The 26,222-nt window shown below is 52.4% G+C and carries 23 protein-coding genes and 4 tRNA genes; 13 read left to right on the top strand and 14 right to left on the bottom strand.

Annotation, left to right across the window (positions count from 1 at the left end; translation table 11 throughout):
• Positions 1-32 precede the first annotated feature (32 nt).
• Positions 33-1,400 (top strand): L-serine ammonia-lyase, encoded by a 1,368-nt coding sequence (locus FDW97_RS22165; RefSeq protein WP_085048811.1) that lies wholly within the window; start codon positions 33-35, stop codon positions 1,398-1,400.
• A gap of 170 nt (positions 1,401-1,570) precedes the next feature.
• Positions 1,571-2,326 (top strand): flap endonuclease Xni, encoded by a 756-nt coding sequence (xni, locus tag FDW97_RS22160; protein WP_087856946.1) that lies wholly within the window; start codon positions 1,571-1,573, stop codon positions 2,324-2,326.
• An 81-nt stretch (positions 2,327-2,407) separates the two neighbouring features.
• On the opposite strand, the gene fucO is transcribed toward xni, so the two are convergent.
• From fucO to FDW97_RS22125, 7 genes are all read right to left on the bottom strand, one after another.
• Entirely contained in the window at positions 2,408-3,556 is a 1,149-nt protein-coding gene (gene fucO / locus FDW97_RS22155; RefSeq protein WP_085048809.1) for a lactaldehyde reductase, read from the bottom strand.
• Between the two features lie 27 nt (positions 3,557-3,583).
• Positions 3,584-4,231 (bottom strand): L-fuculose-phosphate aldolase, encoded by a 648-nt coding sequence (gene fucA, locus FDW97_RS22150; protein WP_003034062.1) that lies wholly within the window; start codon positions 4,229-4,231, stop codon positions 3,584-3,586.
• Positions 4,232-4,373: 142 nt separating this feature from the next.
• Positions 4,374-5,372: a LacI family DNA-binding transcriptional regulator gene (locus FDW97_RS22145; protein ID WP_038633242.1), complete on the bottom strand. Its 999-nt coding sequence runs from the start codon at positions 5,370-5,372 to the stop codon at positions 4,374-4,376.
• A 66-nt stretch (positions 5,373-5,438) separates the two neighbouring features.
• On the bottom strand, positions 5,439-7,019 hold the full coding sequence (locus FDW97_RS22140) for an FGGY-family carbohydrate kinase (RefSeq protein ID WP_137351631.1): 1,581 nt from the start codon (positions 7,017-7,019) through the stop codon (positions 5,439-5,441).
• A gap of 53 nt (positions 7,020-7,072) precedes the next feature.
• Entirely contained in the window at positions 7,073-8,023 is a 951-nt protein-coding gene (locus tag FDW97_RS22135) for an ABC transporter substrate-binding protein (protein WP_061382372.1), read from the bottom strand.
• Between the two features lie 73 nt (positions 8,024-8,096).
• Positions 8,097-9,080 (bottom strand): ABC transporter permease, encoded by a 984-nt coding sequence (locus FDW97_RS22130; RefSeq protein ID WP_042310741.1) that lies wholly within the window; start codon positions 9,078-9,080, stop codon positions 8,097-8,099.
• A 3-nt stretch (positions 9,081-9,083) separates the two neighbouring features.
• Entirely contained in the window at positions 9,084-10,583 is a 1,500-nt protein-coding gene (locus tag FDW97_RS22125; RefSeq protein WP_069324532.1) for a sugar ABC transporter ATP-binding protein, read from the bottom strand.
• A gap of 464 nt (positions 10,584-11,047) precedes the next feature.
• Between FDW97_RS22125 and fucI the strand changes: the two genes are divergently transcribed.
• From fucI to fucR, 4 genes are all read left to right on the top strand, one after another.
• Positions 11,048-12,823: an L-fucose isomerase gene (gene fucI / locus FDW97_RS22120; protein WP_087856950.1), complete on the top strand. Its 1,776-nt coding sequence runs from the start codon at positions 11,048-11,050 to the stop codon at positions 12,821-12,823.
• A gap of 99 nt (positions 12,824-12,922) precedes the next feature.
• Positions 12,923-14,341, top strand: a complete 1,419-nt coding sequence (fucK, locus tag FDW97_RS22115; RefSeq protein ID WP_137351630.1) for an L-fuculokinase — start codon at positions 12,923-12,925, stop codon at positions 14,339-14,341.
• Between the two features lies 1 nt (position 14,342).
• Positions 14,343-14,765: an L-fucose mutarotase gene (gene fucU, locus FDW97_RS22110; protein WP_006686989.1), complete on the top strand. Its 423-nt coding sequence runs from the start codon at positions 14,343-14,345 to the stop codon at positions 14,763-14,765.
• Between the two features lie 57 nt (positions 14,766-14,822).
• Entirely contained in the window at positions 14,823-15,542 is a 720-nt protein-coding gene (gene fucR / locus FDW97_RS22105; RefSeq protein ID WP_137351629.1) for an L-fucose operon activator, read from the top strand.
• 43 nt (positions 15,543-15,585) lie between these two features.
• On the opposite strand, the gene rlmM is transcribed toward fucR, so the two are convergent.
• From rlmM to FDW97_RS22085, 4 genes are all read right to left on the bottom strand, one after another.
• Positions 15,586-16,686: a 23S rRNA (cytidine(2498)-2'-O)-methyltransferase RlmM gene (gene rlmM / locus FDW97_RS22100; RefSeq protein ID WP_038633266.1), complete on the bottom strand. Its 1,101-nt coding sequence runs from the start codon at positions 16,684-16,686 to the stop codon at positions 15,586-15,588.
• Positions 16,679-17,074: a DUF423 domain-containing protein gene (locus tag FDW97_RS22095; protein ID WP_003034037.1), complete on the bottom strand. Its 396-nt coding sequence runs from the start codon at positions 17,072-17,074 to the stop codon at positions 16,679-16,681. The genes rlmM and FDW97_RS22095 overlap by 8 nt, the downstream gene beginning before the upstream one ends.
• Before the next feature lie 18 nt (positions 17,075-17,092).
• Positions 17,093-18,010 carry a glycine cleavage system transcriptional regulator GcvA gene (gcvA, locus tag FDW97_RS22090; RefSeq protein WP_038633269.1) on the bottom strand — a complete coding sequence of 306 codons (918 nt, stop codon included), beginning with the start codon at positions 18,008-18,010 and terminating at the stop codon, positions 17,093-17,095.
• 362 nt (positions 18,011-18,372) lie between these two features.
• Complete coding sequence (locus FDW97_RS22085; protein ID WP_016154261.1) at positions 18,373-18,600, bottom strand: YgdI/YgdR family lipoprotein; 228 nt, start codon at positions 18,598-18,600, stop codon at positions 18,373-18,375.
• 192 nt (positions 18,601-18,792) lie between these two features.
• Between FDW97_RS22085 and csdA the strand changes: the two genes are divergently transcribed.
• Positions 18,793-19,998, top strand: a complete 1,206-nt coding sequence (gene csdA, locus FDW97_RS22080; protein WP_085048929.1) for a cysteine desulfurase CsdA — start codon at positions 18,793-18,795, stop codon at positions 19,996-19,998.
• Positions 19,998-20,444 carry a cysteine desulfurase sulfur acceptor subunit CsdE gene (gene csdE, locus FDW97_RS22075; RefSeq protein ID WP_069324527.1) on the top strand — a complete coding sequence of 149 codons (447 nt, stop codon included), beginning with the start codon at positions 19,998-20,000 and terminating at the stop codon, positions 20,442-20,444. The genes csdA and csdE overlap by 1 nt, the downstream gene beginning before the upstream one ends.
• Positions 20,445-20,522: 78 nt before the next feature.
• On the opposite strand, the gene tcdA is transcribed toward csdE, so the two are convergent.
• Positions 20,523-21,329: a tRNA cyclic N6-threonylcarbamoyladenosine(37) synthase TcdA gene (tcdA, locus tag FDW97_RS22070; RefSeq protein ID WP_038633280.1), complete on the bottom strand. Its 807-nt coding sequence runs from the start codon at positions 21,327-21,329 to the stop codon at positions 20,523-20,525.
• A 134-nt stretch (positions 21,330-21,463) separates the two neighbouring features.
• Positions 21,464-22,561: a murein transglycosylase A gene (gene mltA / locus FDW97_RS22065; protein WP_042310759.1), complete on the bottom strand. Its 1,098-nt coding sequence runs from the start codon at positions 22,559-22,561 to the stop codon at positions 21,464-21,466.
• 205 nt (positions 22,562-22,766) lie between these two features.
• On the opposite strand from mltA, the gene FDW97_RS22060 reads away from it, so the two are divergent.
• The 4 genes from FDW97_RS22060 (at position 22,767) to FDW97_RS22045 (ending at position 23,321) form a co-directional block, all read left to right on the top strand.
• A tRNA-Met gene (locus FDW97_RS22060) sits at positions 22,767-22,843 on the top strand.
• A 48-nt stretch (positions 22,844-22,891) separates the two neighbouring features.
• A tRNA-Met gene (locus FDW97_RS22055) sits at positions 22,892-22,968 on the top strand.
• 48 nt (positions 22,969-23,016) lie between these two features.
• Positions 23,017-23,093, top strand: a tRNA-Met gene (locus FDW97_RS22050).
• A gap of 151 nt (positions 23,094-23,244) precedes the next feature.
• Positions 23,245-23,321, top strand: a tRNA-Met gene (locus FDW97_RS22045).
• A gap of 74 nt (positions 23,322-23,395) precedes the next feature.
• Here FDW97_RS22045 and amiC read toward each other — a convergent pair.
• Positions 23,396-24,649: an N-acetylmuramoyl-L-alanine amidase AmiC gene (gene amiC, locus FDW97_RS22040; RefSeq protein WP_042310761.1), complete on the bottom strand. Its 1,254-nt coding sequence runs from the start codon at positions 24,647-24,649 to the stop codon at positions 23,396-23,398.
• 234 nt (positions 24,650-24,883) lie between these two features.
• On the opposite strand from amiC, the gene argA reads away from it, so the two are divergent.
• On the top strand, positions 24,884-26,215 hold the full coding sequence (argA, locus tag FDW97_RS22035) for an amino-acid N-acetyltransferase (protein ID WP_038633289.1): 1,332 nt from the start codon (positions 24,884-24,886) through the stop codon (positions 26,213-26,215).
• Positions 26,216-26,222 lie beyond the last annotated feature (7 nt).

The following is a 26,222-nucleotide window of genomic DNA, read 5'->3' as shown; positions in this document are numbered from 1 at the left end:
GGCGGCGCACCTCGATACACAATGGACGCCTCATGATTAGCGTATTCGATATTTTCAAAATCGGCATTGGCCCTTCCAGCTCCCATACTGTTGGCCCGATGAAAGCAGGCAAACAATTCACGGATGACCTGATTGCACGCGGAATTCTCACTGACGTAACCCGCGTAGTGGTTGATGTTTATGGTTCTTTGTCCCTGACGGGGAAAGGTCACCATACCGATATCGCAATTATTATGGGTCTGGCGGGTAATCTGCCGGATACCGTAGACATTGATGCCATCCCGGCCTTTATCCAGGATGTGAACACTCATGGGCGTTTGCTGTTGGCGGACGGTCAACATGAGGTCGAATTCCCGGTCGACAAGTGCATGAATTTCCATACGGACAATCTGTCCCTGCACGAAAACGGGATGCGTATTACCGCACTGGCGGGCGAAAAAGCCGTTTACAGCCAGACTTACTATTCCATTGGCGGTGGGTTCATCGTTGATGAAGAACACTTTGGTTTACCGAACAGCGCTCCGGTAAACGTACCGTATCCATATAAATCTGCGGCGGATTTGCAACGTCATTGCCAGGAAACCGGCCTGTCGCTTTCCGGCCTGATGATGCAAAACGAACTGGCGCTGCACAGCAAAGAAGAGCTGGAACAGCACTTTGCCAACGTCTGGGAAGTGATGCGTAGCGGGATTGAGCGCGGTATCACCACCGAAGGCGTATTGCCGGGTAAACTGCGCGTTCCGCGTCGTGCGGCGGCGCTACGTCGTATGCTGGTAAGCCAGGACAAAACCACCACTGACCCGATGGCGGTTGTTGACTGGATCAACATGTTCGCGCTGGCCGTGAATGAAGAAAACGCTGCCGGTGGACGTGTGGTTACCGCGCCAACCAACGGCGCATGCGGGATCGTTCCTGCCGTGCTGGCTTACTACGACAAGTTTATCCGCGAAGTGAACGCTAACTCGCTGGCACGCTACATGCTGGTCGCGAGCGCCATCGGTTCACTGTACAAGATGAACGCCTCTATCTCTGGCGCCGAAGTCGGCTGTCAGGGAGAGGTTGGCGTAGCCTGCTCCATGGCAGCGGCCGGTCTGGCTGAACTGCTGGGCGGTAGCCCAACGCAGGTATGCATCGCGGCGGAAATCGGTATGGAACACAACCTGGGTCTGACCTGCGATCCGGTTGCCGGCCAGGTTCAGGTACCGTGCATTGAGCGTAATGCCATTGCTTCGGTCAAAGCGGTTAACGCCGCGCGTATGGCGCTGCGCCGTACCAGCGAACCGCGCGTGTGCCTCGATAAAGTCATCGAGACCATGTACGAAACCGGGAAAGACATGAATGCCAAATACCGCGAAACCTCTCGCGGCGGTCTGGCGATGAAGATTGTCTCCTGCGATTAATTCTCAGCACATTTTAGGATCTGTAGGCCGGATAAGGCGCTCGCCGCCATCCGGCTTTTATTGCCTGATGGCGCTTCGCTTATCAGGCCTACGGATAGCACTATTTCGCAATGCTCGCCTCCCCCCGCCGTGAATGTTACCCTACAGCCTGATTTGTTAGGGAGAACACCGTGGCCGTCCACTTACTTATTGTCGATGCACTGAATCTTATCCGCCGCATTCACGCCGTACAGGGATCTCCCTGCGTGGAGACGTGCCAGCACGCGCTCGATCAATTAATTGTGCACAGTCAGCCCACGCACGCCGTGGCGGTATTTGATGATGAAGCGCGCAATAGCGGCTGGCGTCACCAAAGACTGCCTGATTACAAAGCCGGTCGTCCACCGATGCCAGATGACTTGCATCAGGAAATGCCCGCCTTACGCGCCGCTTTTGAACAGCGCGGCGTCAGCTGCTGGGTCTCCAGCGGTAATGAAGCCGACGATTTAGCCGCTACGCTGGCGGTTAAAGTTTGCCAGGCGGGACACCAGGCCACCATCGTCTCCACCGATAAAGGCTACTGTCAGTTGCTCTCCCCGACGCTGCGTATTCGCGACTATTTTCAGAAGCGCTGGCTGGATGCACCGTTCATTGAGAAAGAATTTGGCGTGCTGCCGCAACAACTGCCCGATTACTGGGGGCTGGCCGGGATCGGTAGTTCAAAGGTTCCTGGCGTGGCAGGTATTGGCCCCAAAAGCGCCACACAATTGCTGACGCTGTTTCCAACGCTGGAAGGGATTTACGCGCATCTTGATGAGGTGCCGGAAAAGTGGCGCAAGAAGCTTGAGATGCATAAAGAAATGGCGTATCTGTGTCGCGATATCGCACGACTGCAGACGGACTTACATATCGACGGGAATTTACAGCAGCTAAGGCTGGCTCGGTAGTGTTATTGCCGGATGACGGTGTAAACACCTTATCCGGCCTACTTATCGTACAACCCTGTAGGCCGGATAAACGCCGGGTGATTACCAGGCGGTATGGTACAGCTCAACGATATCGCCCAGGCTCGCTTCACGCGGATTTCCCCCGGTACAGACATCATCAAATGCAGCCTGCGCCAGCGCAGGAATATCCTCTTTGCGTACACCAACATCGCGCAGGTGCCGCGGGATCCCAACATCGTGGTTAAGGGCAAATACCGCATCCACTGCCGCTTTCCGTGCTTCTGCCAGCGTCAGTCCTTCAACCTTCACCCCCATTACCCGGGCGATATCGCGGAATTTCTCCCCGGTGTATTCGGCGTTATAGTGCATCACATGCGGCAGCAAAATGGCATTTGCGACGCCGTGCGGGGTGTTATAAAACGCGCCCAGCGGGTGCGCCATGCCATGTACTAATCCCAGACCAACGTTGGAAAAACCCATTCCCGCCACATACTGGCCCAGCGCCATCGCTTCCCCCGCCTGACTGTCGCCCGCGACCGATCCGCGTAAAGCCCCGGCAATAATTTCAATCGCTTTAATGTGCAGCGCATCGGTAAGCGCCCACGCCGCGCGCGTGATGTACCCTTCAATGGCATGGGTCAGGGCATCCACACCCGTGGCCGCTTTTAACGCCGCAGGCATACCGTCCATCATGTCAGCATCGATAAACGCCACCTGCGGAATATCGTGTGGATCGACACAAACAAACTTACGCCGGTTTTCTTCATCCGTGATCACGTAGTTAATGGTCACTTCCGCCGCCGTCCCTGCTGTGGTTGGGATAGCCATAACCGGCACGCTCGGGCAGCGCGTCGGGGATAACCCTTCGAGGCTGCGTACATCCGCAAACTCAGGGTTATTATTGATAATACCAATCGCTTTACAGGTATCCTGCGGGGAGCCTCCGCCAATGGCTATCAGATAGTCTGCGCCACTTTGCTCAAAGACCTCCAATCCTTCCTGCACCACCGCAATGGTTGGGTTAGGAATAACGCCTGAATAGATGTCCCACGCCAGACCCGCGTCATCCATCCGGGATGTCACCTTCTCGACAACACCGCACCGCACCAGGTTTTCGTCGGTCACAATCAGCGCCTTGCGATAACCACGACGGATGACTTCATCGGTCAATGCACCAACAGCTCCCCGGCCAAACCATGCCGTTTCGTTCAGAATCATTCTGTTCGCCATCGTATTTCTCCTTTTCGCTATGCGAAATTACTCTTCAATTCGTAATCCGTAAGATTTGAATTTCTCCAGCACAATAGCGATCTCCTCATCGTCCAACACCGGAACCGGATCAACAATGGCCAGGGTGCTCAGATAAAGGCGCGCCAGAACTTCCACTTCATGCGCCAACCACAGTGCTTTTTCCAGATTCGCTTCACAAGCAATCAGCCCATGGTGCTGTAAAAGCGTTGCCTTACGGTTTTTCAGGGCGACGCTCACATGCTCTGACAGCTCTCGTGTACCAAACGTCGCATAAGGCGCACACGGAATAGAGTTTCCCCCCGCCGCCGCAATCATGTAATGGATTGCCGGAATTGGACGGTTGAGAATCGAAACGGCCGTACAATGCACAGCATGGTTATGGACGACCGCATTGGCGTCCGGACGCGTCTGGTAAGCCGCCAGGTGAAAACGCCATTCGCTGGAGGGTAACTGACCTTTATCATATTTTCCGTCGTTATCTACATACACGATCATGTTTTCAGTAAGTCTTTCATAAGGAATACCGCTGGGCGTGATCAACATCCCATTCTCATATCGCGCACTCACATTTCCCGCCGTCCCCTGATTTAATCCAAGGCTGGTCATTTCAAGACAGGTTTCAATGATTTCTCGTGACAAACGCATTCTTTCCATAATGATTCTCCGGGTACAGTTTCTCCTCGTCTTTAATTGCGAAAAATGTAGCCGCAGAGTAAGACGGGGCAGGTTTCAGATATGGGCAGCCACTGAATGTATTTACTCAGATCCAGTTGGCCGATTTATTTATAGCAACGTATTATTGTTGTCTTACGCGCTTAATAAGTTTCATCGGTACTTTTACAGTTTCTTTAATAGGTTGGTCGTCTATAGCACTCATCATCATATCGAATGCTTTTTCCGCCCAAACATTTTCATCCTGCTGCATTGACCAGACATTATTGGCGAGGAATCCCAGCATCGGATGTTCATCGAATGTGCCAATATTAATATCAGGTGGAATTGTGCCGAAACGATGGCGAATAGCGTTAATAGCACCTTCCAGTACGGGTAATGATGAGGCTATAAACGCCTGTGGCCGCCCCTGTTCACCAATCAATCTATCCATCAGTTGAAAGCCACCTTCAGGAGTGTTGTCAGGACCTTCACGCACCCAATCACGGTGATGAATACCATTATTCTTCAAAGAATTAAGGTAACCTTGCAGACGATCGCCAATACTGGGTAATCCGGTATCTCCGACTAAAAACCAGATTGGAGCCTTTCCGGCATCAAACAAACTTTGCGTCAACTTTTCGCCGCCTAAAATATTATGACTTTCAACCAATGCGTTATCGGTATACTTAAAATCACGGTCCAGTAACACCATCGGTTTTCTGACCTGGCGTAAATGGTGTTGCTGATTCTCCAATGTAGAGGGAACAATAAAAAGGCCATCAACATTGCGAGCGATTAACGCTTTGGTCAATTTATTTTCGTAATCAACATCATCATAGGTACAGCTAATCATTAACTGATAACCGGAGCGACGACAGCGTTGCTCAAGTTTCTCGGCGAGAGTGGCAAAAAAAACGTTGGAAATATTGGGAACAATCAGTCCCAATGTATCCGTTTTATTCAATTTCAGGCTACGGGCTGAATGGTTTATGACGTAACCATAGCGCTCAACATATTCATTAATACGCGTTTGGGTTTTGACACTGATTCGATATTGCTCTGCTTTCCCGTTCAGCACCAGTCGTACGGTCGTAACCGATAAATTCAGATCGCTGGCTATCTGTTCTACTGTTTTAGCCATTTATATGCCCCAGTCCACATCCAAAAACGTCAATCTCCAATCATAAAAGTATTTTAAACTTTTGTCTTACTGCATAAGTTGATTAATCGCCTGCTGCTGATCCCACATCATCAGATAAGCCTGGTATTTGCGGTCATAGAAATCCCGCCGCGCCGGATTAGCCTTAATAATCTCGCCGGAGCGAACCATCGCCTGGCATGCAGATGGAATATTCGCCCACGCGCCGCTTGCTACCGCGCCGGTGATAGCTGCCCCTAACGTCACTGCATCTTCCTCCTGCATAAGATGAATATCGCATCCGGTAGCATCGGCATATTCCCGCATCCACAGCGGGTTATGCGTTGCGCCGCCGCACAGCGCCAGTCGGGAAATGGTATGGCCGTTTTCACGCATCACTTCCATAATGTGCCGCGTGCCGCAGGCAATCGCCTGTAACGTCGCCAGGTACAGGCGAGCCACCTGCATCTCGCCTCGCTCAAGAGTCAAGCCGCAGACGCTGCCCCGTGCATCGGGTCGCGCGCGGGGGGAGCGATTGCCATGGTGATCGGCCAGCACATGCAAATAACGACCAGGTTCAGACTCCTTCCTCTCAAGTTCCGCAACCCATTCGTTGACTAAAACGATCGGATGGCAACCCCGCGCCTCGGCCTTATGAAATAGCTCGGCACTCGCGCCTGATTCCTGAAGCGTCCAGTCGACCAATGCCCCAGCAGCGCTTTGCCCTCCCTCCGTCAACCAGTAACCAGGCAGCATGGCAGACCAATACGGTCCCCATACGCCCGGCGTATAAATTTCCTGTTTGCTGCACAGCATATGGCAGTTTGACGTTCCGCTAATCAACGCTAACGTTCCCGTAGGCTCAACGCCAGCAAGCGCCAAACCGCCTGCATGGGCATCAATCATCCCACTGGCGACGACAACAGCCGTCGTCAGCCCCAGCGCCTGGGCCGCATCGGCGCTAAGCGTTCCCACGGCGGCGCCTGGCGGAAGAATATGCGACGGGATTTTGCCCGTTAAATCCGTTAACTCTACGGCGTCGAGCAGAGAGTGGCTAAAGCGTTGTTCATGGGCCAGATAGTTCCATTTACAGGTCAGCGTACACAGACCGGCAACGTCACTCCCGGTGGCTTTACAGACAAGATAGTCAGCCAAATCGTAAAAACGATGCGCACTGTGCCAGGTTGCAGGAAAGTGTTTTTTTAGCCACAGCACCTTGGGAAGCTCCATTTCGACGCTGACTTCACCGCCAACGTAACGTAGAGCCGGATCCTGCGTAGCGTTAATATGCTGAGCTTCCTGCACCGCGCGATGATCCATCCACATGATGATGTTATGGTCTGATGGTTCGCCAGGTGAAACCGCCAGGCCCTGCCCCTGCTCGTCGAGAGCCACCAATGAACAAGTGGCATCGAATCCCAGTGAACGGATATCCTCAATGCAGATCCCGGATGACGATACTGCCCCCTTAACCGCATCGCAAACCTGCTGCCAGATTTCTGCAGATGACTGCTCAACCCGATCGGGGCCGGGTCGAAACTGCGAGATAGGGCGTGTCGCAAAGGCCAGACGTTTGCCGCTGGCATCGAACACACCCGCCCTGACACTGGCAGAGCCGACATCCACACCGAGGAAATATCCACTGCTCATAGTAACTCCCTGACGTTAGCTAATAGTGGGGCGAGTACCTCGCCCCAACGCTCTTATTTTTTACCGAATGGGTGTAACAGCTTGTCAATTTCTGGGGTATCAATGTTCTTCGCACTAACGAATTTCACCGGAATATCAATCTCTTTTGGTACAGACTGACCGGATACCGCCGCATTCAGCGTCTTGATACCCTGATAGCCAATCTGGTAGGCGTCCTGCACAACAAAGCCCTGAATCACCCCGGACTTCAGGAAGGCAATAATGGCCTCGGTGCTGTCAAAACCAATCACCTTCACTTTGCCTTTCAGGTTTTGACTATCAATTGCGTTTGCTACGCCGAGCGTTGAGCCTTCATTCGTGCCATAAATCCCTGCAATATCCGGGTTGGCCTGAATCATATCGATGGTTTTATCCATCGCTTTTTGCGGATCGCCATCGCTATACTGGACCGGTAGCACCTGGATATCCGGATATTTCTCCTTCATGCGGGCAATAAACCCTTCTGAACGCTCAATCGCTGAGGAGGTCCCTGCTACGTGCGCAATAATGCCCACTTTTCCTTTGTTGCCCACTTCCGCTGCCAGCGCGTCTGCCGCTTCAGCCCCGGCTTTACGGTTATTCGTGGCGACAAAACTGACCGGAATATCAGAATTCACACCGGAGTCAAAGGTCACAACTTTAATGCCGCGTGAATTTGCGGTCTCAACTAATGGCGCCAGCGCATTGGCATCTAACGCGGCCAGTAATAGTCCATTAGGTTTTTGCGCCATCGCGTTTTCAACTAACTGAATCTGCTCGGCAATCTGAGTTTCATCCGCCGGGCCCACATAGCTGGTTTTGTCACCCAACTCTTTTGCTGCCGCTTCCGTCCCCATTTTTACGGTTTGCCAGAATTCATGCTGGAAACCTTTACTGACCACGGGAAGATTCATATCTTTAGCCAAAACGCTGGATGTCATACAGGCCAGCAGGGATAACGCATAGACAAAATTCCTGGTTCTCATTGTTTTACTCCGTTCTGAGTGAGTCACCCTAAACGTCAGGGTTATGATGTCCCGTGACTTCCGGGAGCGTAAATCAACGAATTTTTTTGCGTAATGTGTCGAGATAAACCGCAGCAATGACCACTACCCCCATGGCCACCATTTGCCAGAACTGGGAAACACCCATCAGGTTCAGACCATTTTTCAACACGCTCATAATGAATGCGCCAATGATGGTGCCGCCGATGGTGCCAATCCCGCCCATCAGACTGGTACCGCCAATAACGACCGCCGCGATGGCTTCCAGCTCATAACCCACACCGACCGTCGGCTGCCCGGAGTTTAAACGTGAGGCCAGAATGACCCCGGCAATCCCGGTCAGCAGACCACAAAAGGCGTAGACGAAAATTTTCACGCGCTGCACTTTAATCCCGGAAAGATGTGCCGCCACCTCATTACTGCCCACCGCGTAAACATAGCGGCCTATCACCGTTTTCTTCAGGATGTACGCGGCGATGAGCGCCACCACCACCAGGTAAAAAACGGGATAGGGCAGCACATCAAACAACCGTCCCTGGGCCAGCATTTTGAAGGTGGGGTAATCAGCGAAGTAAATCGCGCGGCCATCGGTCATCACCATATTGATACCTCTGACGGACATCATCAGACCCAGCGTGGCGATAAAAGGCGGGATAGTCATTTTGGTGACCAGCAGACCATTGATATAGCCGCATAATCCTCCAGCCAGTACACCCGCAAAAATACAGACGGGCAGAGGCAGACCTAGCGTGGCGCAGATACCTACCGCGACACCAGAAAATGCCACGACTGAACCGAGAGAAAGGTCGATCCCTGAAGTGATAATGACGAAGGTAACGCCAATCGCCATAATGCCAATCACCGAGGTTTGCAGGGCAATTGTCATAATGTTTTCAGTGTTAAAGAAAAATGGCGAACCAAAACTAAAAAATATTACCAAAATAATCAGACTTAAAAGTGGCGCAAGGCGCATTAAAAGTTCTTTGTTAATTTTTATTTTCTTATTATTGCTGTCTGAAGAGGTTACAGAGATAGTCATAAGTTAGTCCTCTAACGTCGCATATTGCATGATTTTTTCTTGTGTGGCGTCATCAGAAGCTAGCTCCCCGGTAATACGCCCATTACGCATCACTAAAATGCGATCGCACATACCCAGCACTTCCGGTAATTCAGAGGAGATCATGATAATTGATTTCCCTTTTGCCACCAGCCGATTCATTAATTCATAAATTTCAAGCTTGGCCCCCACATCAATCCCGCGAGTGGGTTCATCAAAGATGAGAATATCGGTGTCTTTACACACCCATCGGGCAATAATAATTTTCTGCTGATTACCACCACTTAAATTCAAGGCGGCTTGCTCTAAATGTGGTGTTTTAATACGTAGGGCTTTAACCTGTTCCTCGCTGGTTTTCTGGCAACGTTTGCTGTCCACATTGCCAAAACGATCGGAATACTCAGGGTAATTGCCCAACATAATATTGCGCTCAACGGACAGTCCTAATGCCAGTCCCTCTTTTTTCCGGTCCTCGGTTAAATAGCTGATACCCTGTTGGATAGCATCAGGAATATCTTTAATCACCGTAACTTTACCGTTCAGCTTAAGGGTTCCACCATCAATGGGATCCGCGCCAAAAATCGCCCGCGCCAGCTCAGTACGCCCTGCGCCCATCAGACCGGCGAAGCCCAGGATTTCTCCTTGGTAAAGCGTGAAATCAATATTGTTCAATACACCATTACGCGTCAGCCCACTCACTTCCAACACAGGCTTACGTTGAGCCAAAGGTTCACGGCGAGGATAAATATTACCGAGGTCACGCCCGACCATCATGGCAATCAGGTCGCTAATTTTGACCGCATCATAATCCACGGTGGCAATAAACTGCCCATCGCGCATTACCGTAGCGCGATCGGCTATCAGCGCCAGCTCCTCCAGTCGGTGCGAAATGTAAACAATGCCAGTCCCCTGTTCTTTCAATAAACGGGTTACCTGAAACAAGCTGTCGATTTCCGTTTCCGTCAGTGCCGCCGTAGGTTCATCCATAATAAGAATCTTGGCATTGACCGATATCGCTTTAGCTATCTCAACCATTTGTTGTTGAGCAACGGTCAGATCGGCAACCAACGTGTCTGGGGCGATATTCAGGTTTAACTTTTGCAAAATATCGATCGCAGCCTGTCGCTGTTGTTTTTCATCCAGACGCCAGCGATTATTTTTGCAAAACTCCCTGCCAATAAATATATTTTCTTCAACGGTGAGTTCAGGGAATAGGTTAAATTCCTGATGAATAATCGTGATACCTGCACTTTGCGCACTTAACGGGTTAGCGAAAGTAACCGGCTGCCCCTCAAAAATAATCTCCCCTTCATCAGGCTGATAAACACCGGATAAGATCTTCATCAACGTAGATTTTCCTGCGCCATTCTCACCCAGCAGCGCATGAACCTCACCTTTGTGTAAAGCAAAATCCACATTACTCAACGCTAATACGCCGGGAAAACGTTTCGTAATATGACTCATCTGTAAAAATGTTTCAGACATTGCTGCTTTCCTCAATATACAGAAACTGCAGTCAGTGAATCAGGCGAAAACAAGATTCCAGAGGGCCATCGTCACCGTTAATGCGAATACTACTTACAAGTTCATATGCGTTTTATCAATTATGCTAACTCGAGTTAGCGAAGTGCCTTTTAAAGCTATTTTAGCTACTCAAATTAGCCAAATCATTTGGTTTAAAACTGTGATGCTGAACAGACAATTTATTGTATATTTATGATTTAAAAGGTTTTTATTAAAAATCTACGTATTTGTTTATTTGACGCAGATCGAATTTTAACCACTTCTCGTGAAGCCTCTCACAGTTCCATAACAAAAAAGTTGTGTAAAAAACTCTCCAATACCTAAGCTAACTCGAGTTAGCAAAAATGGGTAATTCAGCCAACTGCGACAGTGGTGTTCAACATCCGCTTTTGCAGCACGGCACAAAGTGAGATGAGGAACCTCGAATGAGAAAAAATAGCTTACCGAAGATTGGTATCCGCCCGGTTATTGATGGCCGTCGTATGGGGGTACGTGAGTCGCTTGAAGAGCAAACCATGAATATGGCGAAAGCCACCGCCGCGCTTATTACGGAAAAACTTCGCCATGCCTGTGGCGCACAAATTGAATGTGTAATTGCCGACACCTGTATTGCCGGTCTGGCGGAATCCGCAGCCTGTGAAGAAAAGTTCAGCAGCCAAAATGTTGGCGTAACGATTACCGTTACCCCCTGCTGGTGTTACGGCAGCGAAACCATCGACATGGATCCGATGCGTCCGAAAGCTATCTGGGGCTTTAACGGCACAGAACGCCCTGGCGCCGTTTATCTTGCTGCCGCGCTGGCTGCGCATAATCAAAAAGGTCTGCCCGCGTTCTCCATTTACGGTCACGACGTACAGGATGCCGGCGACACCACCATCCCCGCCGACGTCGAAGAAAAACTGCTGCGTTTCACCCGGGCGGGCTTAGCCGTTGCCAGTATGAAAGGTAAAAGCTATTTATCCGTAGGCGGCGTTTCTATGGGCATCGCCGGTTCTATTGTCGATCATAACTTCTTTGAATCCTGGCTGGGAATGAAGGTTCAACCTGTTGATATGACTGAACTTCGCCGTCGAATTGATCAGAAAATTTATGACGAAGCTGAACTGGATATCGCACTGGCGTGGGCAGACAAGCATTTCCGCTACGGCGAAGATCAGAACGCGCAACAGTATAAGCGTAACGAAGAGCAGAGCCGCGCGGTACTGAAAGAAAGCCTGCTGATGGCGATGTGCATCCGCGACATGATGCAAGGCAATCAGAAACTGGCAGACAAAGGTCGTGTTGAAGAATCGCTGGGTTACAACGCGATTGCCGCGGGCTTCCAGGGCCAGCGTCACTGGACAGATCAATATCCAAACGGCGACACTGCCGAAGCACTGCTGAATAGCTCCTTCGACTGGAATGGTGTGCGTGAGCCGTTCGTTGTCGCGACTGAAAACGACAGTCTCAACGGCGTAGCGATGCTGTTTGGTCACCAACTCACCGGTACAGCACAGGTTTTTGCTGATGTGCGCACCTACTGGTCGCCAGAGGCGGTGGAGCGTGTCACGGGTAAACCGCTGACCGGGCTGGCTGAGCACGGCATTATTCACCTGATCAACTCTGGATCGGCAGCCCTGGATGGTTCCTGCAAACAGCGAGATGGCGCAGGGAAACCAACCATGAAGCCGCACTGGGAAATTTCGCAGAAAGAGGCCGATGATTGTCTGGCGGCGACCGAATGGTGTCCGGCTATTCACGAATACTTCCGCGGCGGCGGTTACTCCTCTCGCTTCCTGACCGAGGGCGGTGTGCCATTCACCATGACTCGTATCAATATTATCAAAGGGTTAGGACCGGTGCTGCAAATCGCCGAAGGCTGGAGCGTGGAGTTACCAAAAGAGGTGCATGCTCAGCTTGATGCGCGTACCAACTCGACCTGGCCGACCACCTGGTTTGCGCCGCGCTTAACCGGTAAAGGTCCATTCAGCGATGTCTATTCCGTCATGGCTAACTGGGGCGCAAACCACGGTGTGCTGACGATAGGCCACGTCGGCGCGGATTTTATTACCCTTGCCGCCATGCTGCGTATTCCGGTTTGTATGCACAACGTGGAAGACGAAAAAATCTATCGTCCTTCAGCCTGGGCAGCCCACGGTATGGATAGCGAAGGCCAGGATTATCGTGCCTGCCAAAACTACGGCCCGCTGTATAAACGTTAATGTGGCTTTGCCCGGTGGCGCAAGCTTACCGGGCCTACGGACGAGTGAACCGTAGGCCGGATAAGCGTAGCGCCATCCGGTAGCGTTTCAGGAGTTGTTATGAAACAAGACGTTATCCTGGTACTTGACTGCGGCGCGACCAACGTGCGGGCCATTGCCGTTGACCGACAGGGAAAAATTATCGCCCGCGCCTCAACGCCCAACGCCAGTGATATTGCCGCAGAGAACGGGGCCTGGCATCAGTGGTCGCTGGAGGCCATTTTGCAACGTTTCGCCGACTGCTGTCAGCGGCTCTCTACGCAACTGGCCAATTGCCGTATCTGTGGGATCGCCGTCACCACCTTCGGCGTAGACGGTACGCTGGTCGATCAACACGGCAAACAGTTATATCCGGTAATCAGTTGGAAATGCCCGCGCACCGCAGCAGTGATGGAAAATATCCATCGCTACATGTCGCCCCAGCAACTGCAGGAAATCTCCGGCGTCGGCGCGTTCAGCTTCAATACCCTGTATAAACTGGTGTGGCTGAAAGAAAACCACCCACAATTGCTCGAACAGGCACACGCCTGGCTGTTTATTTCGTCGCTTATCAACCACCGTTTAACCGGCGAGTTCACCACAGATATCACTATGGCGGGCACCAGCCAGATGCTGAACATCCAGCAGCGCGATTTCAGTGATGACATTTTGCAGGCAACAGGCATACCGCGCCGACTGTTTCCACGTCTGGTGGAAGCGGGCGAACAGATTGGGGCACTGCAACACGAGGCCGCCATCCTGCTCGGGCTTTCAGTGGGTATTCCGGTGATATCTGCCGGGCACGACACGCAGTTTGCGCTGTTTGGCGCGGGGGCTCAGCCAGACGAACCGGTGCTCTCTTCCGGTACATGGGAAATTCTGATGGTGCGCAGTGCGCAGGTGAACACCTCTCTGCTCAGCCGTTATGCGGGTTCCACTTGTGAATTAGACAGCCAGGCCGGACTGTACAATCCCGGCATGCAGTGGCTGGCCTCCGGCGTACTCGAATGGGTGCGTAAGCTGTTTTGGACTGCCGAAACGCCCTGGCAGACGCTGATTGACGAAGCCCGGTCCATTCCTGCTGGCGCAGACGGCGTCAAGATGCACTGCAACCTGCTGGCCTCTCAGAATGCGGGCTGGCAAGGGGTTACGCTCAATACCACCCGCGGGCATTTTTATCGCGCCGCGCTGGAAGGACTGACAGAACAGTTGCAGCAGAATTTGCACACGCTGGAAAAAATCGGTCATTTCCAGGCCTCTGAATTGTTATTGGTTGGCGGGGGCAGCCGTAACGCATTGTGGAACCAGATTAAAGCTAACGTTCTCGGGATCCCTGTCAAAGTGCTGGATGACGCCGAAACCACCGTGGCAGGCGCCGCAATGTTTGCCTGGTCAGGTATGGGTGAATTTACCACCCCGGAACAGGCTCGTGCCCAGGTGAGCTACCAGTACCGTTACTTCTATCCGCAAACCGAATCTGAACTGACAGGAGTCGAGTAACATGCTCAAAACGATATCACCCTTAATTTCTCCCGACCTGCTGAAGGTGCTGGCTGAAATGGGTCACGGCGATGAGATTATCTTTTCCGATGCCCATTTTCCGGCTCACAGCATGGGACCGCAGGTGATTCGCGCCGACGGTCTGCTGGTCAGCGATCTGCTGCAGGCGATTATTCCGCTTTTTGAACTGGACAGCTACGCCCCGCCGCTGGTGATGATGGCGGCAGTAGAAGGCGACGCTCTCGATCCTGACGTCGAGGCTCGCTATCGCCAGGCGCTTTCCTTACAGACCCCCTGCCCAGACATCACGCGTATTGACCGTTATGCCTTTTACGAACGCGCGCAAAAGGCGTTTGCGATCGTTATCACAGGAGAACGGGCAAAGTACGGGAATATTCTTTTAAAAAAAGGGGTAACGCCATAATCTCTGGTCAGCATGCCCGTCTGGTACGGGCATTCTGCATAAAATGAGGATCAGAACATGAAAGCGGCGCGCCAGCAGGCCATCGTAGATCTGCTTACCCACCACAAAAGCCTGACAACCGAAGCCCTGTCATTTCAGCTTAACGTCAGCAAAGAGACCATCCGCCGCGATCTCAGTGAATTACAAACCCAGGGAAAAGTGCTACGCAATCACGGACGGGCCAAGGCCATTCACCGGAAAAATCAGGACAGTGGCGACCCGTTTCATATTCGACTCAAAAGCCACTATGCGCACAAAGCGGATATTGCGCGGGAAGCGCTGGCATGGATTGAAGAAGGAATGGTGATCGCCTTAGACGCCAGCTCAACCTGCTGGTATCTGGCGCGTCAGCTACCGGACATCGACATTCAGGTTTTTACCAACAGCCAACCCATTTGCCAGGAATTGGCAAAACGCGAACACATTCAGCTCATCAGCTCTGGCGGCCGCCTTGAACGTAAATACGGCTGTTATGTTAATCCCGCGCTCATCTCGCAGCTAAAATCCCTCGATATCGACCTGTTTATTTTTTCCTGCGAAGGGATCGACAGCGACGGCACGCTCTGGGACTCCAATGCCACCAACGCAGACTTCAAATCCATTCTGCTTAAGCGCGCATCGCAATCATTATTGCTGATCGATAAAAGTAAGTTTAATCGTTCCGGGGAGGCCCGGATTGGGCGTCTGGATGGTGTGACGCATATCGTGTCAGATACGCAGCTGATTGAAACAACATAGACCGGATAAGACGTTTACGCCGCCATCCGGTCTATGTTTAGCGTTATCGCTCGTCCCGGCGACCGCCGACGGCCGCCCACAGACGACGCACGTGTACGGTCACTTCTTCCCGATCATGATACAACTGACGCGCCTGCATCTGGGCATTGACGCCATGCTCATCAAGCTGTGCCTGGATATAGGCCAGATTCTGCGATACCTCTTCATAACGTTTTTTCATCGGCAGCTTGAGGTTGAAGATCGTCTCGCGACACCAGCCGTTGACCAGCCACTGCGCCATCAGCGCGGCAACCTTCGCCGGTTTCTCCACCATGTCGCACACCATCCACGAGATGTTGTTACGATTCGGGCGATACTTAAATCCGTCTTCGCGCAGCCAGGTGACCTGCCCTGTATCCATCAGGCTTTGCGCCATCGGACCATTATCCACGGAATAAACCCACATGTTGCGTTTAACCAGTTGATAGGTCCAACCGCCCGGACATGCGCCTAAATCCACGGCATACATGCCATTGGCCAGACGCTCGTCCCACTCATCTTCTGGAATGAACACATGCAGCGCCTCTTCCAGCTTCAGCGTTGAGCGGCTCGGCGCATCGGCCGGGAACTTCAGGCGCGGAATACCCATGTAGAACGGGGAGTTATTGTCAGGCCAGGAATAACCGGTATAACAACAGCCAGGGGCGATAAAGAAAACATGAACCACCGGACGTTTCGGCGTTTCATATTTTGCCAGTACGCCCGCTTCGCGCAGCGCCGCGCGCAGCGGTACGGTAAATTTACGGCAGAACTTAACCAGCTCTTTGCTTTCATTGGTGTCGGCGACTTCGACTCGCAGATCGCCGCCTTTTTCCACCACGCCCTGCAACATGCCGACAATTGGCGTAATACGGTCTTCCGGCGGTAAATATTGCAGCAGTTCGCCCACCACAAACATTTGACGGGCAAAAATCAACGAGCTAAACGGCAGCTCTTTCACTAACTTTTCGGCATCGTCCTGCTGATAGCATTCGAAGATCACATAGCCCGCATTGTCTTTTACACGGGCGAAACCGAAGATTTCCCGACGTCCTGCTTTATCCGTAATTTCTGCGGCGCACTCTTTTTCAAAACCCGGGCGACACAACAATACAACCTTATTCATGGCTAACGCCCTTACGTTTCAATCGAATAGCGCCCACTAACATCAGCGCCCAGCCCACAAGGAAGCTGAAACCACCGACGGGGGTAACAAACGCCCACAGGCGTAAATGGGAGAGCGCGAGGCAATACAGGCTACCGCTAAACAGCACCGTTCCTAATGCCAGAAACACGCTACTCCAGTAAAACCAAATGCTAATGCGTCGCTGCATGGCGACGGCCAGGCCGAAGATAGCCAGCGTATGAAACGCCTGATACTCAAGGCCAGTCTGGATCCAACCCATTTCTACGACACCCAGGGTTTTACTCAGAACATGTGCCCCAAAGGCGCCCAACGCCACAAAGATAAAACCACTTACGGCGGCAAAAATCAGCATAAAACGGCTGGTCATGTTAATACCCTACGTAATTTATTGTTCATAACGAAAGCGGAATTTTTCTTGTTCCGAGGCCGCTTTCGCCAGTATCCACTGACGGAAGGCGGCTATTTTACCCAGTTCTGCCTGACTGTCATGACAAACCAGATAAAACGCGTTTTTGCTGACCAGAACATCGTTAAACGGACAGACCAGACGTCCGGCTTCAATTTCGGACTGCGCCATAACGTTATTCGCCAGCGCAATCCCCTGTCCATGGATAGCAGCCTGTAGCACCATGGCGCTATGGCTGAAGATAGGTCCTTGCTGTACGTTGATATGATTCAGGCCAAGCTGGCGCGTATAGGCTTGCCAGTCACGCCGCGACGCATCGTGCAACAATGTGTGTTTTGCCAGATCATCCGGCGTCTTCAGGGGCTTATCACCAGTAAGTAACAGCGGCGAGCAGACCGGCAATAAATATTCTGCGTACAATTTTTCAACGCGCAGACCCGGCCAGTTGCCGCGTCCGTAGAAAATCGCCACATCAACATCGTCAGCCAGTTTGTCTTCCTGACGGTCCACCGCCTGGATCCTGACATCGATTCCCGGATAAGCTGAGTTAAAGCTAGAGAGTCTGGGCACCAGCCATTGGATCGCGAAACTGGGCAATAAACTAACGGTAAGCGCACCTTTTGCACTGCGTGCCTGAAGTTTACGCGTCGCGTCAGTTAATTGCGAAAAAATCTCTTTGATGTCGAGGAAATAGCTTTGACCCTCTTCTGTTAACAGCAGAGATCGATTGCGTCGACGAAACAGCTTCAGCCCCAGGAAATCCTCAAGTGACTTGATTTGATGACTTACTGCGGCCTGCGTCACAAAAAGCTCTTCCGCTGCGCGGGTAAAGCTCAAATGGCGCGCTGCGGCATCAAAAACACGCAATGCATTTAGGGGTGGTAATCGTTTTGACATGACTTTTAGGCTTTGATGTTAAATGAATTTAACAATTATCTAACAGGATGTAACCTATTAGTTTTTTTTATCTGAGCCATTATAAATTGTCCGTTGAGGTTCTACCAGCAAATACCTATAGTGGCGGCACTTCCTGAAGCCGGAACGAAAAGTTTTATCGGAATGCGTGTTCTGGTGGGCTTTTGGCTTACGGTTGTGATGTTGTGTTGTTGTGTTTGCAATTGGTCTGCGATTCAGACCATGGTAGCAAAGCTACCCTTTTTCACTTCCTGTACATTTACCCTGTCTGTCCATAGTGATTAATGTAGCACCGCCAAATTGCGGTGCTTTTTTTTGTCCGACTTTATGTCAATGGCGACCGGTTAGTTATCCAGTTCTACCATCTCTTTCACATCGGTACGGTTGATCTGCTGTTTGTTGCCGTTAGCGTCTTTATACGAAATCATTCCCGTTTCATTGTCGGTCTGTGGCTTGCCATCAGATACGATTGATCGACCATCGTTGGTGTGCATCACGTAATTCGATCCAGAACAGGCGCTCAGGGCAAAAGTCAGCATACAGGCAGAGATAATTGCGGCAGTCTTTTTCATCTTCTTCTCCTTAAAGCGATTTATGCTATTAAAAACACACTCCGTAACAGGCAAAATTGCTCGCCTAACGCTATTTAGCATAAGACACTGTGAGGACTTTGCCAGGATATCCAGAGTATTCCGATGGTTAGCACAACCCTTGTGTCAGCGCCTGTTTTGCGCGACGATCGGTTTATTGAACTGAGGATGACCATGAACGCATTTAATCCCGCGCAGTTTCGCGCACAATTTCCCGCACTCAACGATGCCGGCGTCTACCTCGACAGCGCTGCTACTGCACTGAAGCCGCAATCCGTGATTGAGGCGACCCAGCAATTTTATAGCCTGAGCGCCGGGAACGTGCATCGCAGCCAGTTTGCCGAAGCGCAACGCCTGACCGCGCGCTATGAGGCCGCACGGGAAAAGGCCGCGCGCCTGATCAACGCCCCGGATGACAAAACGATAGTCTGGACCCGTGGCACAACGGAAGCTGTCAACATGGTTGCCCAAAGCTATGCGCGTCCGCGCTTACGGCCGGGCGATGAGATTATCGTCAGCGTGGCGGAACATCATGCCAATCTCGTTCCGTGGCTGATGGTGGCAGAGCAAACGGGCGCTAAGGTAGTCAAACTCCCGCTCAACGCCCATTTGCTACCGGACGTCGAGCGTCTGGTTGAGCTCATCACTCCGCGCAGTCGCATTCTGGCGCTGGGGCAGATGTCGAACGTCACCGGCGGTTGCCCGGATTTAGCCCGCGCCATTACGCTCGCCCATGCGGCTGGCATGGTGGTGATGGTTGATGGCGCGCAGGGAATTGTGCATTTTCCCGCTAACGTGCAGCAGTTAGATATTGATTTCTATGCCTTCTCGGGCCACAAGTTGTATGGCCCTACCGGTATTGGCGTACTGTATGGTAAGCCAGAATTACTGGAAGCCATGTCACCGTGGCTCGGCGGCGGCAAGATGATTAGCGAAGTCAGCTTTGACGGTTTCACCACCCAGGCGGCCCCCTGGAAGCTTGAGGCCGGTACGCCTAACGTAGCTGGCGTCATCGGGCTAAGCGCGGCGCTCGAGTGGCTGGCGGACATTGATGTTGCGCAGGCCGAAAACTGGAGCCGGGGTCTGGCGACGCTGGCAGAAGACGCCCTGGCGAAACGTCCCGGTTTTCGTTCCTTCCGTTGTCAGGACTCCAGTCTGTTAGCCTTTGATTTCGCTGGCGTTCATCACAGTGATATGGTGACGCTGCTGGCCGAATATGGCATTGCGCTGCGCGCAGGGCAACACTGCGCACAACCACTGCTGGCGGAGCTGGGCGTATCCGGGACCCTACGCGCCTCTTTTGCGCCCTATAATACGCAAAGTGATGTGGATGCGTTGGTCGCAGCCGTTGACCGCGCGCTGGAAATATTGGTGGATTAATGACAAGCCCTTTATTCGCCGGACACCCGTTTGGCACAACCGTAACGGAAGAGACGTTGCGTACTACGTTTGCCCCGCTCAGCCAGTGGGAGGATAAATATCGTCAGCTAATTCTGCTGGGTAAGCAGCTTCCGGCGCTGCCGGAGGCGCTAAGGGCGCAGGCAAAAGAGATTGCGGGATGTGAAAACCGCGTCTGGCTGGGATATACCCTGCACGAGAATGGCACCCTGCATTTCTTCGGCGACAGCGAAGGCCGCATTGTGCGCGGGCTGTTGGCGGTATTGCTCACCGCCGTTGAAGGTAAAACCGCAGCCGAGTTACGGGCGCATTCACCCATGGCGCTATTTGACGAGTTAGGGTTAAGCGCGCAACTCAGCGCCTCGCGAAGCCAGGGCCTGCATGCGTTGAACGAGGCGATTCTTGAGGCTGCCCGGCAAGCCGGATGACGACGGCTGATGCGTCTTATCCGGCCTATAACACCGCACGAACTGTAGGTCGGATAAGCATAACGCCATCCGACACAATCAACTCTGGCGCGCCGCTTTCGCCATCATCTTCTTCAGCGCATGGGAAACGGCTACAAAGCCAAAGGTAGCCGTCACCATGGTGGCGGCGCCAAACCCTGAGGCGCAATCCATACGTTTCGGCCCTTCCGCCGTCGCCTTCATGGCACACACCGAGCCATCTGCCTGCGGGTAAACCAGCGCCTCGGTCGAGAACACGCAATCCACGCCCAGCTTGCCTTTACTGTTTTTCACCACGCCAAAATCACTCTTCAGCCGCTCACGCAGCTTGGCCGCCAGCGGATCCTGAATGGTTTTTGCCAGATCAACCACCTGAATCTGCGTCGGATCGATCTGCCCGCCCGCACCGCCGGTGGTTACCAGCGGAATCTTATTACGCCGACAGTACGCAATGAGCGCCGCTTTCGGGCGCACGCTGTCAATCGCATCGATGACATACGAATAACCCGCATTCATATACTCCGCAACGTTATCTGGCGTAACAAAATCATCGACCACGTTCACCCGGCACTCCGGGTTAATCTGGCGGATACGTTCCGCCATCACCTCAGCTTTTGCTAAACCAACGTTATCGCGCAGCGCATGGATCTGACGGTTAGTATTGGTAACGCAAACATCATCCATATCGATGAGCGTAATCGCGCCAATGCCGGTACGCGCCAGCGCTTCCGCCGCCCACGATCCCACACCGCCAATCCCGACCACGCAAACATGCGCGCCGGCAAATAACTGCAGCGCATTTTCGCCATACAGCCGCGCCGTGCCGCCAAAACGCTGACGCCAGGCATCACTGATAACCACAGACATAGAACCTCAAATATAGAAAACAAAAAGAGCGGACAAATACCGCCCTTGATGACTGCATCACTGCCTGATGGCGGCTACGCCTTATCAGGCCTACTCAGTAATGTAGGCCGGATAAGCGAAGCGCCATCCGGCAATTAACCGCTAAATACGTTACCCGCGTTGGCCGCTGTTTTCAGCACCCATACGCGACCGTAGTGATTATACCACCCGGCACGATGTCCGGCGTCAGCGCCAATGCCCTGATAGATATCAAAGTGCTGGCCTTTAATCGCACCGCCCACATCCAGCGCCACCATCAGGCGCAGTTCATATTGACCGGTGAACTTACCGTTATTGTCCAGCAAGGGGACTTCCGCCAGTAACGTGGTGCCCGCAGGAATGATACTGCGGTCAGAAGCCACGGATGCGCGGCCAATCAGCGGTACCGCGCTGGCCCCTTTCACCGGCGCAAAAGATTGCGGCTTAAAGAAGACAAACGATGGGTTCTGCTCCAGCAGCTCACGCACTTCGGCCTCGCTGTGCGTCTCTCCCCAGTGGCGAATGGCCTGCATCGACATATCTTCTTTTTTCACTTCGCCACGATCAATCAACACCTTACCGATACTGCGATAGGCATGGCCGTTTTTCCCGGCATAGCTAAAGAAGTTTAGCGGGCTGCCGTCGCCAAAATCGATATAGCCACTGCCCTGAACATCCATAATAAAGTTGTCCATCAGGGAGTTGCTGTACGCCAGAATATAATTATCGCTTAGCGCGCCTGCGTAGATCTCGGCACGAGAGGGTAAACGTCCGCGTTTTGGCGGCATGCGATAGATAGGATACTGGAACTCGCCCTGACGCGTGTGGCGCGCCTGAATAACCGGCGTGTAATAACCCGTAAACTGGACGTTACCGTAGTTGTCCGCCCCTTCCATTTGCCACGCGTCAATACCAAACTGACGCATGCTGCGCGTATCACCGCCCGCACGTAACCATTGCTGGATAGCGTTGTAGACGTTGCTCTGGTTACCGTACAAACGCGGCGAAGCGCTGCGAATTTGATTAACCTGCTCGGCGAAATCACCGGCATTGATTGGCGCGCCAACCGCATCAGGCTGGTTCACCAGTGAGAAAGGCTGGGTAAATTTCCCGTCTTTATACTGCTGCCCACGATCGGTGGGTTTTGAGGAACACGCGGCGAGCATCGCAACGACTGCTCCCGCCAGAAGATATTTTGCCCAACGTCCTTTCATTGTTCTCGTCTTATGTTGCCTGAATGCGAGACGAAGATAACAAACCCCCGTACCTAATGAAATGCGTATGCATACCCGAACGCAAATTTTGCGCAAAAAATAATCCAGAATACGTTGTTTTTGTTCATTTTCACCCTTAAAACGTGATCAAGGTGAAAAAAGGGTTGCATGAAAATGCGAGCAGAGTATAGTGCGCATCCACGGACGCGGGGTGGAGCAGCCTGGTAGCTCGTCGGGCTCATAACCCGAAGGTCGTCAGTTCAAATCTGGCCCCCGCAACCAATTAAAATCAGAAGCAGTAACGTTACTCGATGGAAGAGTAATGACGGACGCGGGGTGGAGCAGCCTGGTAGCTCGTCGGGCTCATAACCCGAAGGTCGTCAGTTCAAATCTGGCCCCCGCAACCAATTAAAATCAGAAGCAGTAACGTTACTCGATGGAAGAGTAATGACGGACGCGGGGTGGAGCAGCCTGGTAGCTCGTCGGGCTCATAACCCGAAGGTCGTCGGTTCAAATCCGGCCCCCGCAACCAATCATATTTGCTGCAATATTTTTGCAAAGTAGTTCGAATCACAGCAAGGCGGCGACGCAGTGAATCCTTAGGGGCTTACTCCAGTAAGTGACTGAGGTGAACGAGGAAAGCCAACGCAGATGTGGTTTGAAATACGAAGCAAAAAGACGGACGCGGGGTGGAGCAGCCTGGTAGCTCGTCGGGCTCATAACCCGAAGGTCGTCGGTTCAAATCCGGCCCCCGCAACCAACACATTAAGCACCTTAACGGGTGTTTTTTTGTATCTGTCGTTCGTAAAAAAAGCGCTTTTCAGCGCTTTTTTGTTATCCCCTTCTCGCCAGCGTCGCACCATCGGCAAAGTAAGCTTTAATCCCTGCCAGAATCGACTCCGCCACTTCCTGCTGGAAGGTCGCCGTCTTTAGCTTACGTTCTTCTTCGACGTTACTGATAAATGCCGTTTCCACGAGGATAGAGGGAATATCCGGCGCTTTCAGCACCGCGAACCCGGCTTGCTCAACCTGATTCTTATGCAGGTTGTTGATTTTACCAAGCTTATTCAGCACCGCTTTGCCAAACTTCAGGCTGTCGGCGATGGTCAGCGATTGCACCATATCGAACATGGTGTGGTCGACATAACGGTCACCGCTTTTGCTGACGCCACCGATGAGATCCGAGGCGTTCTGGGTTTGGGCCAGATATTTTGCCGCGGTACTGGTCGCCCCTTTAGTCGAGAGCGCAAACACCGATGAGCCGCTGGGTTGCCGGCTGGTAAAGGCATCGGCGTGAATAGAGACAAACAGGTCTGCACGCTGTTTCTGCGCTTTCGCCACACGCACTTTTAGCGGAATGAATATATCTTCATTACGCGTCATAAAGACCTTCATGTTGCCCTCTTTCTCAATAAGGGCTCGCAGGCGACGGGCAATTTGCAGTACCACATCTTTTTCACGCGTCTTGTATTTCCCCACCGCACCGGAGTCTTCTCCACCGTGCCCGGGATCCAGCATAATGACAATCGGACGATCGCGCCCCGCTTTACCCGGCTGCGGACCACTTTGCGCAGGCGGCACCTGTTTATCCAGATCGCCCTTGTTGTAATCTTCAAGCAGCGCCAGCAGCGGATCCTGAACATCCTGCGCATTGGCAGGATAAAGATCCATGACCAGACGCTCTTTAAAACCGGCGACGGGGGCCAGGGCAAAGAGTTGCGGCTTCACATTCTGTTTCAGCTCGAACACCATCCGCACGGTCTGCGGGTCAAATTGCCCGACTCTCGCCGACTTAATATAGGGATCGTCAGGACGAATCTGCGCGCCGATGCCCTTAAGCACCGAGTTCAAATTAACGCCTTCAATATCGACAACCACACGCTCAGGATTACTCAGGGCAAACTGTTTGTATTTCAGCAAACGGTTGGATTCCACCGTGACGCGGGTATAACTGGACGCAGGCCAGATACGAACGGCAACGACCTGACTCACGGCAGCCAGACCAACCTGACTGACGCTCAAAAGCCACATAGCACCCGCACCTTGCAGTAAACGACGGCGACTGATTGCTGAATTGGATCCCGACATGCTTCTCCCGAGCAAAAGAAATCTTTATTGAAGTAATACGTAAAACGTCCGAATTGACCGGAAACTTTAACGAATGACGCATAATCTGTCATCTATAAAAGGGTAAACATTCTTTTTATATTCACGGCATTACTGAAAAAAATCTTCGGCATGAGTAAAAATTACGCTTGCGCACAGCACCAAAACAGAATAAAAATACACAAATTACGAATAATCATGCAATGAGGGTGTGCCGTGGTGAAGGAGCGTAGAACCGAACTGGTACAGGGATTCCGCCATTCTGTTCCCTATATCAATACCCATCGGGGAAAAACGTTTGTCATTATGCTGGGCGGCGAAGCCATCGAGCATGAAAACTTTTCCAGTATCGTCAATGACATTGGGCTTCTTCATAGCCTCGGCATCCGCCTTGTCGTGGTCTATGGCGCACGACCGCAGATTGATGCCAATCTTGCGGCGCATCATTATGAGCCGGTGTACCACAAAAATACGCGCGTCACCGACGCTAAAACCCTGGAGCTGGTCAAACAGGCTGCGGGATTGCTCCAGCTTGATATTACCGCCCGCCTGTCAATGAGCCTGAATAATACGCCATTGCAGGGTGCGCATATCAATGTGGTCAGCGGTAATTTTATTATCTCCCAGCCGCTGGGCGTTGATGACGGTGTGGACTACTGCCATAGCGGGCGTATTCGTCGTATTGATGAAGAGGCCATTCACCGTCAACTGGACAGTGGCGCGATAGTCCTGATGGGGCCAGTCGCCGTTTCCGTTACCGGTGAAAGTTTCAATCTGACGTCAGAAGAGGTCGCCACGCAGTTGGCTATCAAACTGAAGGCGGAGAAAATGATTGGCTTTTGCTCCTCCCAAGGGGTCACCAACGATGATGGCGATATTATTTCCGAATTGTTCCCTAACGAAGCCCAGGCGCGCGTCGAGTCACAGGAAGAGAAAGGTGACTACAGCTCAGGTACGGTGCGCTTCCTGCGTGGTGCGGTGAAAGCCTGTCGCAGTGGCGTACGCCGCTGCCACCTGATCAGCTATCAGGAAGATGGCGCGTTGCTGCAGGAACTGTTCTCACGCGATGGCATCGGTACGCAAATCGTGATGGAAAGCGCGGAGCAAATTCGCCGCGCCACCATTAACGATATCGGTGGCATTCTGGAGCTGATCCGTCCGCTGGAACAACAAGGCATTCTGGTCCGCCGCTCCCGCGAGCAACTGGAAATGGAGATCGACAAATTCACCATTATTCAGCGCGATAACCTGACCATCGCCTGCGCCGCACTGTATCCTTTCCCGGAAGAGAGGATTGGCGAAATGGCCTGCGTGGCGGTACACCCGGATTACCGTAGTTCGTCACGTGGGGAAGTATTGCTGGAGCGGATCGCCGCGCAGGCCCGGCAAATGGGGCTGAGTAAGCTGTTCGTACTAACCACCCGCAGCATCCACTGGTTCCAGGAGCGCGGCTTCACGCCGGTGGATATCGACCTGCTGCCGGAAAGCAAGAAAGAGATGTACAACTATCAGCGGCGATCAAAAGTGCTGATGGCTGATTTGGCCTAGGCGTGGT

The organism is Citrobacter sp. wls708 (assembly GCF_005281255.1).
Classification (GTDB): Bacteria; Pseudomonadota; Gammaproteobacteria; order Enterobacterales; family Enterobacteriaceae; genus Citrobacter; species Citrobacter werkmanii.
This window is presented reverse-complemented; position numbering and strand designations above follow the sequence as displayed.

What these genes read in the sequence shown, in the direction of transcription:
- FDW97_RS22165 (WP_085048811.1), top strand. Translation starts at nt 33, where the DNA reads ATGATTAGCGTATTCGATATTTTCAAAATCGGCATTGGCCCTTCCAGC.
- fucO (WP_085048809.1), bottom strand. Translation starts at nt 3,556, where the DNA reads ATGGCGAACAGAATGATTCTGAACGAAACGGCATGGTTTGGCCGGGGA.
- fucA (WP_003034062.1), bottom strand. Translation starts at nt 4,231, where the DNA reads ATGGAAAGAATGCGTTTGTCACGAGAAATCATTGAAACCTGTCTTGAA.
- FDW97_RS22145 (WP_038633242.1), bottom strand. Translation starts at nt 5,372, where the DNA reads ATGGCTAAAACAGTAGAACAGATAGCCAGCGATCTGAATTTATCGGTT.
- FDW97_RS22140 (WP_137351631.1), bottom strand. Translation starts at nt 7,019, where the DNA reads ATGAGCAGTGGATATTTCCTCGGTGTGGATGTCGGCTCTGCCAGTGTC.
- FDW97_RS22135 (WP_061382372.1), bottom strand. Translation starts at nt 8,023, where the DNA reads ATGAGAACCAGGAATTTTGTCTATGCGTTATCCCTGCTGGCCTGTATG.
- FDW97_RS22130 (WP_042310741.1), bottom strand. Translation starts at nt 9,080, where the DNA reads ATGACTATCTCTGTAACCTCTTCAGACAGCAATAATAAGAAAATAAAA.
- FDW97_RS22125 (WP_069324532.1), bottom strand. Translation starts at nt 10,583, where the DNA reads ATGTCTGAAACATTTTTACAGATGAGTCATATTACGAAACGTTTTCCC.
- fucI (WP_087856950.1), top strand. Translation starts at nt 11,048, where the DNA reads ATGAGAAAAAATAGCTTACCGAAGATTGGTATCCGCCCGGTTATTGAT.
- fucK (WP_137351630.1), top strand. Translation starts at nt 12,923, where the DNA reads ATGAAACAAGACGTTATCCTGGTACTTGACTGCGGCGCGACCAACGTG.
- fucU (WP_006686989.1), top strand. Translation starts at nt 14,343, where the DNA reads ATGCTCAAAACGATATCACCCTTAATTTCTCCCGACCTGCTGAAGGTG.
- fucR (WP_137351629.1), top strand. Translation starts at nt 14,823, where the DNA reads ATGAAAGCGGCGCGCCAGCAGGCCATCGTAGATCTGCTTACCCACCAC.
- rlmM (WP_038633266.1), bottom strand. Translation starts at nt 16,686, where the DNA reads ATGAATAAGGTTGTATTGTTGTGTCGCCCGGGTTTTGAAAAAGAGTGC.
- FDW97_RS22095 (WP_003034037.1), bottom strand. Translation starts at nt 17,074, where the DNA reads ATGACCAGCCGTTTTATGCTGATTTTTGCCGCCGTAAGTGGTTTTATC.
- gcvA (WP_038633269.1), bottom strand. Translation starts at nt 18,010, where the DNA reads ATGTCAAAACGATTACCACCCCTAAATGCATTGCGTGTTTTTGATGCC.
- FDW97_RS22085 (WP_016154261.1), bottom strand. Translation starts at nt 18,600, where the DNA reads ATGAAAAAGACTGCCGCAATTATCTCTGCCTGTATGCTGACTTTTGCC.
- csdA (WP_085048929.1), top strand. Translation starts at nt 18,793, where the DNA reads ATGAACGCATTTAATCCCGCGCAGTTTCGCGCACAATTTCCCGCACTC.
- csdE (WP_069324527.1), top strand. Translation starts at nt 19,998, where the DNA reads ATGACAAGCCCTTTATTCGCCGGACACCCGTTTGGCACAACCGTAACG.
- tcdA (WP_038633280.1), bottom strand. Translation starts at nt 21,329, where the DNA reads ATGTCTGTGGTTATCAGTGATGCCTGGCGTCAGCGTTTTGGCGGCACG.
- mltA (WP_042310759.1), bottom strand. Translation starts at nt 22,561, where the DNA reads ATGAAAGGACGTTGGGCAAAATATCTTCTGGCGGGAGCAGTCGTTGCG.
- amiC (WP_042310761.1), bottom strand. Translation starts at nt 24,649, where the DNA reads ATGTCGGGATCCAATTCAGCAATCAGTCGCCGTCGTTTACTGCAAGGT.